This is a genomic window from Deltaproteobacteria bacterium, from assembly GCA_016210005.1.
Taxonomy (GTDB): Bacteria; Desulfobacterota; Binatia; order HRBIN30; family JACQVA1; genus JACQVA1.
Window position 1 is genome coordinate 1 of record JACQVA010000135.1, and the last position, 13,739, is coordinate 13,739.

Genomic DNA, 13,739 nt, shown 5'->3' on the forward strand with positions numbered 1-13,739 from the left:
CGACAACGCCCACTGCCTCATCAACGGCATCGCGGAGTTCCACGGTAACGCCAACCGTGACGCCATCTCACAGTGCAACGCCGAGCCGGTCGCCAACTGCGCAGTCGACCAACATGCCGGCACCTACGGCAACCGCGACCGCGGCTTCGACTTCAACCGCATCGAGCACGACGACGTTCACCCGCACCGCGACCGCAACGCCAACGCCTAGTCACACTAGCACCGCCACTGCCACGCCTAGCGCAACTGCCACCGCCACGGTGTCTGCAACCGCAACGCGAACTCCGAGTCTGACGCCCACAGCCAGCTGGACGCGAACCCCGACGCCGACGGCTACCTTCACGCCAACCTCGAGCATGACGCCAACCTGGTCATCGCCCCCAACCTTGACGGCAACCCCGAGTCCGACCGGCACCGGCACCCGCACGACAACGGCCACTGCCTCATCAACGGCATCGCGGAGTTCCACGGTAACGCCAACCGTGACGCCATCTCACAGTGCAACGCCGAGCCGGTCGCCGACTGCGCAGTCGACCAACGTGCCGGCACCTACGGCGACCGCGACTGCGGCTTCGACTTCAACCGCATCTCGCACGACGACGTTGACCCGCACCGCGACCGCAACGCCAACGCCTAGTTACACTAGCACCACCACTGCCACGCCCAGCGCAACCGCGACGTGGACCGCTACGGCCACCGAAACGGCAACGGTGCCCGCAACTGCGACCGAGACGGCCCCGCCGCCGGCGACCATCAGCCCCACGCCGGTTGCCACCGACACGCCGGCGCCGAGCGCGACGATTACGCCCAAGGCAACCGCCAGCGTGACGCCGAGTGCGTCGAGTACAGCGACACCAGCTTGGACCGCCACTACTACGCAAACCGCGAGAGCGACTGCAACCGCGACTGACGCGGTGACCGCCACAGCTAGCAGCACACCCAGCGCAACGCTGGCGGCGACTGCCACGCGGTCAGCAACGGTTACCGTGCCGTCGCGTCCCACCGACCGCCCGACGCGAACCGCGACCGCAACTGCCACGGCCACCGCAACCACGACGCCGACGCCGTCCAAGACACCGACAGCGACGCAGACAATCACCGCCACGCGGACTCCCTCGACAACGGCAACCGTAACCAGCACAGCCACCGCGACGGTGACCGCCACGGCGACGGTGACCGCCAGCGCTACGGCAAGCGCTAGTGCGACTGCAACGCGAACTCCGACGGCATCGAGTACCGCTACGCCGTCTTGGTCTGTCACCGCAACCGTGACTGCCACGGCAACCGCTACCGCCACCCCAACCGTGACCGCCACCCCAACCGCAGCCGACACCGCCTCGCCAAGCCCAAGCAGGAGCGCAACGCCAACTCCCACCGCGTCAGCAACTCCCACCGCGACCGCGACATCCACCGCGACGGCGACGCCGACCGCCACGGCCACCCTGAGGGCCAGCGCGACCCCCAGCCCGAGCGCGACCTTCACGTTTGTCGTACCGCCCAGCGCGACCTCTACGGCTGCCGCCACAATAACCCCGAGCCCGACGCCCAGTGCCTCGGCCACCTCGACGCCGCGGCGCCATGGTGGGCCGCTGGCGATCACTCGGCGCAATGCCAGCGGCTACGGTGTGTCCGTCTACTATCTGCCGGTGGAGGCTGCAGACGCTCACCTGCTTGGTGCCAGCGACGGGGGAGACCGTCGCGTCCAAGATCTCGCCGTCTTCAGCGACAGCACCTCAGGCGGCAGTGCGCCGCAGGCGGCGATCGGAGATGTCGACGGCGACGGGGATCGCGAGCTGATCGTGGGTGAAGCCGGCGCGGCGGCGGGCGCGGCCTGCGATCGCGTCGAGGTCTATCGCATCGGCCCGGCGCAGCCGGCGCAGCGTCTCGGCCAGTTTGCGGCCTTTGAGGGCTCGGCCCTCTCGGGCAGCAGCAATCTGGCGGTCGCCGATGTTGATGCATCGCAGCCCGGCGACGAGATCGTCGTCGGCGACGATGGCCGCCGGCGGCGTGCCAGCAGAGTACGCGTATTCGGCGGCCTGGCGGGCGGCGGGATGCATCTCCTTGCCACGTTCCGTGCCTTTTCGTCACGAGCAGCTGTACGCCGGCCGGTGGCCTTTGTCCTCGGTGACGTCAGGCCGGACCACGGCGCCGCCGTGAAGGAGATCGTCACCGGTGACGCGCACGGCTGGGTGCACTTGTGGGGCGTGCAACAGCATAGAGCGGTACGGCTAGGGCGAATTGCGGCGTTCGCTCAGACGCCGCGGCGCTCGGCCGACCGCCTGGCAGTCGGGGACGTGTTGCCGCAGCAGCCCGGCGACGAGATCATAGTTGCCGACGACGGTACCCGCGGGGACGGGTTGGTTCGTATCTTTGCTTCTTCGGCGCAGACGCCCGCGCTCGAAGTCCAGGCGTTTGCGCCGGGGGAGGCCCCGGCCGGGGTGGAGGTGTGGGTGGCCGACGTAATCGCCTCACAGCCGGGCGCCGAGTTGATCGTGGGCCAGGGCAGCACAGGCGGGACGATTCGCGTCTTGAGCCTGGCCAGCGGCGGCGCTCAGCAGCTGCTCGAGTTGCCGGATCCGCAATCGCGTGCCAGCAGCCTGCGAGCGCATCTCGCGGTAGGAGCGCTGATGCCCGACCTCAGTCACAACGTGTTGGCGGTGGCGCAAGCCGACCCGAGCGCGCCGGTACAGGTGTTCGACCTCGACAGCGGTGGCACCGTCGTCGCGCAGGTGGGCTCGGCGCCCAGCGCCGCCGGCGCTGAGCGCGAGGTGCTGATCGGCAACATCGCCGCCGCGCCGTAGTGCGTAGGTATCCCAAGACCAGGGCGGACAGGCGACTGGGGGGCTCGCCGAGGGCGCAGGCTATGGGCTTGCGCTCACCGCGGTACGGTCTGAAGTCTGAACGTCATAGCGTTATAGGGTTTAGGGCTAGGCTCTTAGCCGGCCCGCGGAGCGGACAAAGCTCCGCCCGGATTGCTGTGGTGCTCGAATACTGGTGGTGCGTGAGTGGCGCCGGGCGCGGGCGCGCCTGGCGGGCGGGGCGAGCGTTGGGTCGCTTCAGCCCGCACTCACGGGTGGGGAGGGTTGAACCTGGGCGGTGCGATTACGAGAGGCGAAATCCGACGATGCGGTTGTAGATGTTGCCGATCAGCCAGCCGATGGCGCCGCCGAGCAGCAGGCCGTAAGCCAAACCGATGATGCTGCCGAGCCAGGTGACGCGATAGCCGTAGAGGTACTGGCTGAGCAGCTGCAAGTGCGCGCCGACGTGCGGGCCGCCCTTAAGCAACAGCCAGACCGTCATGACAAAGAGCCCCAAGCCGCCGAGCACGCCGAAAATCAAGGCCAGGACTCCGGCGTGGATGCGGGTCACGGCTCGGCTGATCTCGAAGTCGCCCTTTGTTTTCGCGCCGCTCATCTCGCTTCGCCTCCGTCACACTTGGTCGAGCAAATTGCGTTGCGCCTCTAACGCCGCTCGCCGCCGCACCAGATACGCATACGCCGTGAAGCCGAGGTTGCGCAACCCGGCGATGAGGTAGCCGAGGGCGAAGCCGCCGGCGCCGGCTTCGAGCGCACCGATAACCGCGCCGCTCCAGGTGACACTGAAACCGAGGAAGAACTGGCCGAGTAGGCGCAGGTTGGGGCCGACCACCGGCCCGCCTTTGAGCAGCAAGAAGGCCGTGGCCAAGAACAGGCCGACTCCGGCAACCAGCCCAACGGCTCCGCCCAAGGCCACCGGGTCGAGCCGCGCGAAGGCCGCCTCGATCATCTCCTCGGGCGACATCGGCGGTGCACCGCTAGGCGGCGGTTGTACCGGCGCTGGCACCAGACGATCGGCGCGCCGTGCGCTCGCGGTTACCGTCTCCTCATGGTACTCCATCTCGGTGTTGACCGACCAGATGTCGTAGTTGGCGCCCGCCAGGTTGCGCGCGGCGTACACGCCGGTGAGCATCGAGTGATCCTGGTTGTTGTAGCGGTGCTGGCCGTTGCGCCCGATCAGTTGCAGGTTGGTGATGCCCGTGAGGTAGTTGCGAACGGTGGCCAGGTTGGCCTCGTATGATTGATCGTAGACGGGATAGGCCTTGGTCATGCGTACCACGGTTGCGTCCTCCACCTCGCTCGGATTAACGAGCCCGATGGTAACGCAGTCGCGGATGCCGAGATCCATCAATTGCTCGCGTGACCACGTCCACTCCGGGTCTTTGTCCCACAGGAAATACTCCAATCCCAGGGAGGTGCGCGAAGGGTGAGGCACCATATCCGGGCTCCAGTTCTTGTAGTTCTGGATGCGCCCCAAGCGCACCTCGGGAGAGTGCACGTAGATCCAGTTGTCGGGAAACATTTGCTCGCGCTTCACTATCAGCACGACCGTGAGATAGTCGCGGTAGCGCAGCTCGTTGGCGGCGAGCACCACCGCCGCAGGCGGCGCCGGATCGAGCGCGTTGATCAACTCGCGAATGGCCATCGTGGAAATCAGGTGGTCGCCACCGAACTCGACGGGCTCGCCGCCGGCGGTGCGCCCGTAAACGCACTCCACCCGCCCGTGCCGGTGGCGGATGCGCTCGACGCGGACGCCGCGCATGGTTTCGCTGCCGGCGCGCGCCACCAGCTGCTCACAACGGTCCCACATCATCCCGGGGCCGAAGCGGGGATAGTAAAATTCGTCGATCAGGGTGGTGATGAGCTGGCCGTCCTTGGTGCGGTTCTGTTGGAACAACGCGTTGCGCACGGCCTCGCTCAGCGACAGGTTCTTGATTCGCTGGGTGGCCCAGTCGGCGGAGATCTCGGTGCAGGGGATGCCCCAGACTTTCTCGGTATAGGTCTTGAAGAAGATCTCGTAGAGGCGATAGCCGAAACGGTTGGAGACCCATTGCTCGAAGTTGGTTTCTTGCGGATGCGGAAACAACTTGGCGTGGGTGTAGCTCAAGCCCACCAACAGGGCCTCGATCGGGCCGAGGCCGGCGAGGGCGTTGAGCGGCCTGAGCGGATAGTCGAAGAAGTGGCCGCGATAGTGGATGCGCGACAAACGTGGCCGGAGCAGGAAGGCTTCGCCCAGGATTTCGTGCCACAACTCGTTGATCAGCGGCACTTTGGAGAAGAAGCGATGACCGCCGATGTCGAAGCGATAGCCACGGTAGTCAACGGTGCGCGACAGGCCGCCCACTTGTGAGTCGGCTTCCAGGATGGTGCTGTGCATGCCCAGCTTGGACAATTCGTACGCGGCAGTCAGCCCGGCTGGGCCGGCCCCGATAATCACGGTGTGTGCCATTGGAAACCTCGTACGAAATGATCGCTAGCTGGCGGAGCTAGCCGTGAGGAACTTCGTAAGCTGAAAGACAAGGATGTTTCCCGCGCTAAATACGGGTTCGCCGTAATGCCGCTGGAATTGATCAGCGAGGCTGACGTCGCCGGCGGCGCGGTAAACGACGTAAAGCGGCCGTCGCAGCGCGGCCAGAGCAGAGCGCTCGGCGGCGCTGGGGGCGAGTCCCGAAACCAGTGTGATGGCAAGAGCGGTGCGAGCAGCGGAGTCCGGGTAGGGTTCCACCATGTAGTGGCGGCGGTTCTCGGTGAACATGACTCGCCCGCTCAGAGCCGGAAACTCGGCGGTGTTGCCGCACATCGCGATCTGGGGCGGACGCGGGTCGAGCACAAAGATCGCGTCGGGTTCCGTGTCCCGGCGCGCCCAGGCGTACAAGCGCGCCAGCTCGGAGTCCTGCGGCAGTCGCTGCAGAGAAGTGCCGGCAAATGCCAGCGGCAAGGGCGGCCGGTTGATATAGGCGCTCAGCAGCAGTGCCACGGTGGGCAAAAAGAGCAGTACAATAACTACCGCCCTGCGGGCGTTGAGAGTAGAGGGCCGGCCCGCTGGCCCGGGGCGCACGATGCTGGCTGCGGCCGGTACGGCCAGCATGACGACGGCCGCGTGAAAGAAGTTCGACTGGTTCCATACCGGCAACACCACCGCAACGTCAGCCAGCAGCAGCATGAAGGCGGCGAGAAGTAGTATGAGTAGGAACGGCCGCTGTGTTGCGCCCGCGTTGCGCATTCCCAACAGGGCCAGGCCCACAAGCACTGCCACGCTCGTGGTCGCCGTGAGCAGATGCTTCAGCCCCTCGCTCGAGAGCAGCCAGAACCGCATCTGGTTGCTGCTGGGGCCGAGAAAGAGGTGGTAGTAAGTGGGAAAGGCAGCCGCGGTTCCCAGCGCTATCAGCACACTCGCCGCCAGCAGCGACGGCGACTGAGGATAGGGGTGCCAACGTGCCGGTCCGACGCCGTGGGCGCGCAGCGACAAAGCGCCGCAGGCCACCACCAGTGCTCCGCCGGCGGCAATGCCGACGATTGGGCTGAAGGCGGTCGTCAGCGCGCTGGTACAAGCGAGGGCGGACCAGGCCGCGGCGCGCCGGGTGTGCAAGGACCATTCGAGTGCAGTGAGCGACAGTAACAGCGTGACCAGCGCCGCGGGGCGCGAGGTGAGGTTGAGAAAGAAGTTGAGCAACGGGCCGTAGAGCCCGCCGATGTCATTGTAGCGGATCAGGGAGTAGACCGGATGTACCACGCCCCACATGTGGCCGAGATCGTCTTGCAGCCGCTCGGTGCCCTGGAGCGCCACTTTGATCGCGGCGAAAACGAAGCCGGCGGGGTTCGTGCCTGCCAGCACGAGGAAAGCTAGCAATAGTCCGGCAGCGGTATGGCCGAACAGCCTGCGGCCGAAGCCGGCGGCGATGACGCACAGAGCGCCCGCTGCCACTAGGATGACTGCTTCCAATGCTTGAAACATGTTCCAGCCGCAGAGCCACGCCAGCTGTGCGGCGAGAAACTGAAAGAACCAATAATAGCAAACCGGACGCCCGGCGTAGAACGGGTTCTCCGGTGGAAAGACCGGATCGGCAATGAGAAAACGCTCGGCGATGGCGGCGTGTAACAACCCGTGAAACGACACCAAGGTGCGAGGGCTGTTGCGGTGCAGGGCCCAGATCAGCAGCATGCAGGCGGCCGCTGCTGCCAGCGTGGGCAACCAGAACGACCAGGCTGCTCGCTGCGTTGCCGCCCGCGACAACAGCAATTGCCCGTCGATGCTGCCGTGGTGTTCGATCGACTGTACGCTCATGGGAGAGTGTGCGCGAGAGCAGGTGCGCTGCTCTAGAAAGCGGAAAAAGCCGTGGCCCTAGCCCTGAGGGAAGTGACGTTCCAGATCACGAATGACGGCCTGGCCCGCGGGCGTACCGGCCAGGTTGTGCGTCTCGGCGCGATCGCTACCCCAGTCGTAGAGTTCGGTGGCCCCGGATTCCGAACGGATGAGGTGCCATTGGTCGGTTACCAGTGAACGTAGCGCACCCTTGGCGGTGGGATAGTGCGGCAAACCATCTGCGAAGCGACCGGGATTGACTTCCGAGAAAACCGGGGTGGCGGCAGTCGCGGCCGCGCCCGCCCACAGGCCGGCCAGCGAGGTTCCCGGCAACGGCGCGCCCAGACCCAGCAGATCCAACGCAGTGGCCGCGACGTGATGGAGGCTGGCAACTTGCGCGACTCGCCGGCCAGCCGGTAGTCGCCCCGGCCACGCCATGATCAGCGGCACGTGAAGGGTTTCGCTGTACAGGCTGTTACCATGGCCGAACAAGTCATGATTGCCGAATGATTCGCCGTGATCCGAGGTTACGATCACCAGCGTGTTGTGGAGCTGCCCGCGCGCCGCCAACTCGGCAAACAGAGCCCCCAGTTGCGCATCGAGGTAGGCGAGGCAGGCATCGTAAGCCGCTACCTCCATCTCGACTTCTCGCTCGCTCAGGGTGGCTTTGCGGCGGAACACCGTCGGCTGAAACTGGAAGTTGATCAGGTCTCCCCGCGAAAGCTCGCTCGAGAACGGCGGCGCGCTCTCGGGCGGCGGCAGATATGGGTCGTGGACGTCGAGGTAATTGAGTAAGGCAAAAAATGGCCGCGAGCCGACGCCGTCGAGCCAACGCAAAAACTGGCGGTTGAGGTCTGCCGCCCGCTTGCGCCCTGGAATGTCGAAGTAGCCGAAGCGGGGCAGCAGCGTGAGAGCCAGCTTCTTGCCGTAGGCGGTGCGGGTAACCTGATCGCTGAGCGAGTTGCTGTACACCTCGAAGTGCGTGAACCCCCGGCCCAGGCCCCACTCCGGGGTGACGTACGTGGTGTTGGCGGCAAAGGCGGCGGTGACGTAGCCGCGAGCTGCGAGAACTTCGGTCAAAGTCGGATAGGCACCGTCGAGCGCGCTGAGCCAGTCCGCCTTGTGCTCGTACGGTAGACGGCCGGTGAGCAACGTCGCGTGCGACGGCAGCGTCCACGGTGAGTTCGCGATCGCGCGATCGAATGCGACGCCGGTGGCGGCTAGCTGATCGAGGTTCGGGGTAGTAAGCCGCGCATGGCCATAGGACGAGAGATGGTCGGCGCGCAAGGTGTCGAGCGTGATTAGGAGCAGATTGGGTGGGTGCGCGCCCGACTCCGGTAGTGCCGCCAGCGCCTGGCGTTCACGCCAACCATCCCAGCCTGCGCCAAAACTCCCCGCGACCAGCGCCGCCAACAGCAACACCGCGGTGCTATTGGCCACCAGCTGCACGAATCGCTCTTCTCGGCGGCGTAGCCAACGCCCGCATTGGATGGCGAGCCCCAGACTCAACAGCAACGCCGCCCAAGGGCTCAACTTGCCGAGGGCCCAGAGCAGCCCGCAGAGGCTCAGCCAGGCGAACAACCCCCCTGCCTGCGCTACGGTCGCGGGCGCCGGCAGCAGCCGGCTGACGAGGGCGCCCGCGAGCGCCACCGCGAGAAACAGCAAGACGTTGACGGCCGGTGCCACCCACAGAATGTCCGCCGAGTTCAAGAAGACAAACCCGGGCACTCCCCGCAGCGTGGTCTTTATTCCGCCTTCCACCAGCCCGGTGACGAGGCCGAACCAGATGGCGAGCAGAAACATTCGGGTGGGGTTACTCGGAGACACGTTTGATGCCGGCTCTGTGCCGGCGCGAGCCAGCCCCGGCCTCAGGCAAGCGGCCGGTAAAGAACGAGCCGCGAGCGCAAAGCGGCGCAAGTCGGGGCTGGCTGTCGGAGTTCGCCGTTACGGCAACTGCAGGATCCGCTTCACCGAGGGGACGCAGAGCACGTTCGGGCCTGTCGCCAGCTCGGTTTCTTGCCCGAATTGGTTACTGACTGCCAACTGCTGCGGTATGAACGGCGGCTGCCCGGAAGCGTCGCGGATGTAGTAACACTCGAGGTGTGCCTGCGGATGCAGGAGGCCCTCGCCGTTCTTGTCGACCGGGTTGCAGATGAGCAGCGGCCGGAAGACGTGCGTGGTCTTGGTCTCGAACTGGTCGACCAGGGTTACGGTGCTGCGCAAGCCTTCTTGCGTGTCCACGTTGTAACACTTGAAGTGATCGAGGCACTTGGCGGGATTAAGCTGGCCCACACACTGCCCCGCGCTGCAGGCGTCGGGGTTGGTGCACTGGTCGCCGTCGTCGCAGGCGACGGTATTCGGCGCATTGATGCAGGCGCCGCTGCCGGCATCGCACGAATCGTTGGTGCACAGGTTATGATCATCGCAGTTCTTCGGTGTCCCGACACAGGTCAAATTCTTGGTGCACTGATCCTTGGCGGTACAGGGATTGCCGTCGTTGCACTCCCAGCCAATGCGGGGGCCGTGTTTACAGATGCCCATCACCTCCGCCTCACACGACGGCCGCCCACCGCCCGGCGCCGGCGCGCAGTAATCCGAGGTGCAGTGATTGCCGTCGTCGCAGTCAGCATTGCGGCAGCACGAAGCCGTCTGCGCCGACAGCGGGTTAGGGCGCAACATCGCCACCGCAGCAATGCCTGCGATCCCCACTAGGGCCGTGTAACTGATGCTTTTCATGATCTTTCTCCTTTCCTCTGCTGTTATGGTGATCCCCTAACGAACTGGCGGGCGCGAGATGCGCCTAAGTGCTGGGTTGTGAACATGCCGGCCCCGTCTCGATCGGCGACGGCCGGGGGAGAATCGCCCTGAGTCGCGCGGGCCAGAGCGAGGATACCCGCCCGAAGCCGAGGCGTAGAGCTACGATCAGCAACTGGCATGCCCTGCTATATGCCACGGCAGCACGCGCACTATCGCGGTAGGGCGTAAACCTGTCTCCGTTGATCGAGAAATATTTCTCGCCGGCAAGCATAACTCACTGCCGGTCATTGTGCTGGCGGGGTGAACCGGTCAGCGCCGCCGGTAGAAGGTGAAAAAGCGGAAGGCCCCGCTGTCGCCAAGTTGAACGCTCACGCGTTCGTAACGCTGGTGGAAGTCGGCGGCCGCCCAGATTTCACGCTCGGAGCGCTGGACCAGCTTTCCCGCCATCTCGCCATCGGCAATCGGGTGCGGCAACACCGCGACGTTCCCGAGCAGGATGTAGTCTGGGCTGCGCGCCAGGACGTAAGCGCCGTCGCCCTTTTCGTGGCCGGCGCGGCCTGCGCCCACGTTCGCCGGCTGCCGGTGGGCGATGTGGACGTCGTTGAGGCCGAGCATGTCGATGACGTTGTGGGTGGTGTGATAACCGATAGCGCCCGCCGGTGTGGCCGCGATTACGGCGCCCGGCGGTGCGTGGGTTTCCAGCCACTGCGCCGCAATCTTGAGGCGGTCGACGAAGTAGTTGTCAAACCAGAGGTAGCGGTGATCACTACCCGTGCCCGGGAAGGTCAGCCCCGATTGCGGCTCGTACCAGCGGTGCGCGGCTGGAAACAGCACCACACCCAGCGTCTGGCGGGCCTCGAATGAAAGCGCTACGGCCAACAGGCCGGTGGCCGCCCACCGCAACCAGCGCCCATGTGCGGGGCGCACGCGGGCGGCGCAGCGCCCGTAAGCGCCCGTGAACCCCTCTTGTGCCAGCAAGCAGAGCAGCGGGCCAACGCAAGCGACGAAGCGGAAGAACGCCAGCCCGTCACCACCCACGTACACGATGTAGGTAAACTGCGCGGCGACGACCGCCAGACAGACGTTGACCAGATGGGGCCGCTTGCGCTGCAATAGCAGGACGAGCAGAAACGGCAGCACCAGGGCACCGTCCCACTTGAGGTAATCGACGAGATAGCGCGCCCCGCGCCGATACTGCTCGAAGCCGCTACCGACTTTGGCGTAAAACGTGTTGGGGAACGGATAGCCGTAGTAGCTGAGCCGCCACACGTAATAGGGCGCGTAGATCGCCGCGAAGCCCAAAGCCCAGGCGAGCAGCCGCGCGCTCGTCTGCTGTTTGCCACCACGAACCGTCGTCCACAGCAAGTGAGCGGACGCAACCGCATATAACAACACTCCCTCGGGCCGAGTCAGCGCGGCGAGGGCGAAGAGCATGCCGGCCCCGGTAAGATTCCGGCCAGACTCCAAGGCGGTGGCGTAGGCATAGACACTGCCGAAGACCAGGAGAGCGAACAGCGTGGTTTCCAAGCCGCCGGTGGACCAGGCGCAGAACGAGGCGTTGAAGGCGAGTAGGGCGCCGGCGACCAGAGCAAAAGGCCCCGCTTGCCGGTGCAAGTGCCGAGAGGCGAGCAGCAGCAGCAGGATTACCGCCGCCCCACAGGCTACGCCGAGAATCTGTGCTGCCAACAGCAGATCGCCGGCCGGTACCATCCAGGCGAAGCCGCTCAACAGCAGCAGCCACAGGAAGTTGGTGTAACCTTCGACCCGCTCGCCCGGGTTGTACACGATGCCCTGTCCGGCCACGAAGTGCTTCACGTAACGAAAAGTGATGAAACTATCGTCGGCAACGTAGTTGACGGCGTAGCAGTGCCACGCATAAGCCAGCAGCACCAAGCCGGCCCCGGCGTAATAGGTCATCCCCGGCAGTGATCGGTAAGCGTCGCCGGCGGTGCGGGTAGGGCGCATTACTGGTACGCTTGCAGCAGCCCAGCAAAGGGCTTCCAATCACGGGGAGCAATCAGCGCCGCCAGGCGAGTGCCGAGTTCGCTTACGACCTGGCGGTGCTCCGGCGCGCCGGCAAGGTTGTGGGCTTGCTGCTCATCACTGTCGCGAAACAGCTCGATGGTGCCCTCCTCGTGAAGCAGGAGTTGCCACTCCGAGGTGGTGATCGACTTGATGGCGCCGCGCCGCCCCAGCGGATAGGCGGGATTGGGCACGATGCCCGGGAGTGACTCGGAAACGGCAAAGGCAGCCGCTGCTCCATCGCCGCCTCCGTGCATCCAGGCTGCGGCCAGCGAGTGGCCGGGAAAGGGGGCGCCGGCTCCGACGCCGGCGAGGTCGACCACCGTTGCCGGCAGAGCTTGCAGACTGACCGCGTGCGGCAAGCGAGCGCCCGGCGGCACCTTCGCGGGATAGCGGATTACGAGCGGCACATGGATCAGGTCACGATACATGCTGTTACCGTGGCCAAACAGGCCATGGTTACCGAACGACTCGCCGTGGTCCGAGGTCACGATGACCAGCGTGCGCTCGCCGAGGCCGCGCCGATCGAGTTCCGCGATCAGCGCGCCGACGGCGCTGTCGAGGTAGCTGAGCGAGCCGTCGTAGCCGTCGATTTCCGCTTGCACTTCGGCGGGAGACAGCTGCCGTCCGCCGGTGAAATCGCGGGGAAACAGTTCGGAATTGACCCGGTCGCCGCGGCAGGGGTAATCGGAGAAACGCCGGTCATATGGCGCAGGGGCCAGATAGGGGTCGTGAACGTCGAGGTAGTTCAGAAACGCAAAGAAGGGCGCCGGCCGCCGGCTGTCGAGCCAGCGCCAGAACTCGCGGTTGACGGCTAGCGCCCGCTTGCGCCCGGGGATGTCATAGTACCCCAGCCAAGGCAGCGCTTGCCCCAGCAACTTGCCATAGACTGTGTGCACGACCATGTCGCCGGCGCTCTCGAAGTGGTCCTCGTAAGTGGTGAAGCCGCGCGCCAGGCCGCTGCGGGCGCTGCAGTAATAGTTGTTGGCGACAAAGCCGGCGGTGGCGTAGCCCTGGCCCGATAGGTATTCGGCCAGTGTTGGGTACCGGCCGCCCAGCGGGCTGCCGCCGGCGCGATGCTCGTGGGTGTAGCGGCCGGTCATGATCGAGGCGTGGGACGGCAGCGTCCACGAGTCGCTGGCAAAGGCGCGCTCGAACAACGCGCCCTGACGGGCCAAGGAGTCGAGATGGGGCGTCGTCAGCCGCTCGTAGCCGTACGCGGAGACGTGATCGGCTCGCAGCGTGTCCAAGACGACAAGCAGGATATTGGGCGGTTCGGCGCGCGGCGCCGCCGGCGTCGTACCCGCGATGCCAAGGCCTCGACTTGCCAGCGTGCTCCAGCTGCCGCCCAGCAGCACGCCGAGTGCAGCGGCCGCCAGCGCTCGGCGAAGCAGCATTGGAGCGCGGTGGTGCGTGCGGGTATAGCGGTAGAGCTGAACGCTCACACCCGTAGCCAGTAGTACGCAGGTGAGCGGCCGCAATCGTCCCATGGCCGCCAAAGGAGCGTAAATCGCGCCGGCGCCAAACAGTGCGTAGTAAACGGGAAGAGCGGCACGGGTGAGCCGGCAGAGGCGGCTCGCTGCCGCAGTGAGGCCGCCGACTGCGGCGAACAGCAGGGAGTTGACTGCCGGGGCGATCCAGAGAATTTCCGGCAGCAGATCGTTCCTCCATCCCAACGGGTCGGGAACGATGCTCAGCCCCCAATAGATGAGGGCTTCCGCGAGCCCGCAGATCAAGCCGAACGATGCGGCGACCGTTACGATCAGCGCAAATGATGGCGCCGGCGGCGTTGATTGCCCGGGTTGCGCAGGTGAAGAGGTAACGTTCATGGGTATGCGTGC

11 protein-coding genes are annotated in these 13,739 nt (G+C 65.7%); 2 read left to right on the plus strand and 9 right to left on the minus strand.

What is annotated here, in order from left to right; translation table 11 throughout:
- The coding region (locus tag HY699_12675) for a hypothetical protein (protein MBI4516658.1) at positions 1 to 211 on the plus strand (211 nt) is incomplete at its 5' end.
- Here HY699_12675 and HY699_12680 read toward each other — a convergent pair.
- The gene (locus tag HY699_12680; protein MBI4516659.1) at positions 212 to 469 is read right to left on the minus strand and encodes a hypothetical protein; all 258 of its coding nucleotides are present in this window, start codon (positions 467 to 469) and stop codon (positions 212 to 214) included.
- 168 nt (positions 470 to 637) lie between these two features.
- Entirely contained in the window at positions 638 to 1,609 is a 972-nt protein-coding gene (locus HY699_12685) for a hypothetical protein (protein MBI4516660.1), read from the minus strand.
- 16 nt (positions 1,610 to 1,625) lie between these two features.
- On the opposite strand from HY699_12685, the gene HY699_12690 reads away from it, so the two are divergent.
- On the plus strand, positions 1,626 to 2,801 hold the full coding sequence (locus HY699_12690) for a hypothetical protein (protein ID MBI4516661.1): 1,176 nt from the start codon (positions 1,626 to 1,628) through the stop codon (positions 2,799 to 2,801).
- Between the two features lie 301 nt (positions 2,802 to 3,102).
- Here HY699_12690 and HY699_12695 read toward each other — a convergent pair whose 3' ends face one another.
- The 7 genes from HY699_12695 to HY699_12725 form a co-directional block, all read right to left on the minus strand.
- The gene (locus HY699_12695) at positions 3,103 to 3,414 is read right to left on the minus strand and encodes a hypothetical protein (GenBank protein ID MBI4516662.1); all 312 of its coding nucleotides are present in this window, start codon (positions 3,412 to 3,414) and stop codon (positions 3,103 to 3,105) included.
- Between the two features lie 15 nt (positions 3,415 to 3,429).
- Positions 3,430 to 5,265: an NAD(P)/FAD-dependent oxidoreductase gene (locus HY699_12700; protein MBI4516663.1), complete on the minus strand. Its 1,836-nt coding sequence runs from the start codon at positions 5,263 to 5,265 to the stop codon at positions 3,430 to 3,432.
- A gap of 24 nt (positions 5,266 to 5,289) precedes the next feature.
- Entirely contained in the window at positions 5,290 to 7,101 is a 1,812-nt protein-coding gene (locus tag HY699_12705; GenBank protein ID MBI4516664.1) for a hypothetical protein, read from the minus strand.
- A 57-nt stretch (positions 7,102 to 7,158) separates the two neighbouring features.
- Complete coding sequence (locus tag HY699_12710) at positions 7,159 to 8,922, minus strand: sulfatase (GenBank protein ID MBI4516665.1); 1,764 nt, start codon at positions 8,920 to 8,922, stop codon at positions 7,159 to 7,161.
- A 141-nt stretch (positions 8,923 to 9,063) separates the two neighbouring features.
- Positions 9,064 to 9,855 carry a hypothetical protein gene (locus tag HY699_12715; protein ID MBI4516666.1) on the minus strand — a complete coding sequence of 264 codons (792 nt, stop codon included), beginning with the start codon at positions 9,853 to 9,855 and terminating at the stop codon, positions 9,064 to 9,066.
- A 330-nt stretch (positions 9,856 to 10,185) separates the two neighbouring features.
- Complete coding sequence (locus HY699_12720; GenBank protein ID MBI4516667.1) at positions 10,186 to 11,841, minus strand: glycosyltransferase family 39 protein; 1,656 nt, start codon at positions 11,839 to 11,841, stop codon at positions 10,186 to 10,188.
- Positions 11,841 to 13,727, minus strand: a complete 1,887-nt coding sequence (locus tag HY699_12725; protein ID MBI4516668.1) for a sulfatase — start codon at positions 13,725 to 13,727, stop codon at positions 11,841 to 11,843. The genes HY699_12720 and HY699_12725 overlap by 1 nt, the downstream gene beginning before the upstream one ends.
- Between the last annotated feature and the right edge of the window lie 12 nt (positions 13,728 to 13,739).

Bases quoted from the DNA above. Each gene is read 5' to 3' on its own strand.
- HY699_12695 (MBI4516662.1), bottom strand. From the start codon at position 3,414: ATGAGCGGCGCGAAAACAAAGGGCGACTTCGAGATCAGCCGAGCCGTG.
- HY699_12700 (MBI4516663.1), bottom strand. From the start codon at position 5,265: ATGGCACACACCGTGATTATCGGGGCCGGCCCAGCCGGGCTGACTGCC.
- HY699_12705 (MBI4516664.1), bottom strand. From the start codon at position 7,101: ATGAGCGTACAGTCGATCGAACACCACGGCAGCATCGACGGGCAATTG.
- HY699_12710 (MBI4516665.1), bottom strand. From the start codon at position 8,922: ATGTTTCTGCTCGCCATCTGGTTCGGCCTCGTCACCGGGCTGGTGGAA.
- HY699_12715 (MBI4516666.1), bottom strand. From the start codon at position 9,855: ATGAAAAGCATCAGTTACACGGCCCTAGTGGGGATCGCAGGCATTGCT.
- HY699_12720 (MBI4516667.1), bottom strand. From the start codon at position 11,841: ATGCGCCCTACCCGCACCGCCGGCGACGCTTACCGATCACTGCCGGGG.
- HY699_12725 (MBI4516668.1), bottom strand. From the start codon at position 13,727: ATGAACGTTACCTCTTCACCTGCGCAACCCGGGCAATCAACGCCGCCG.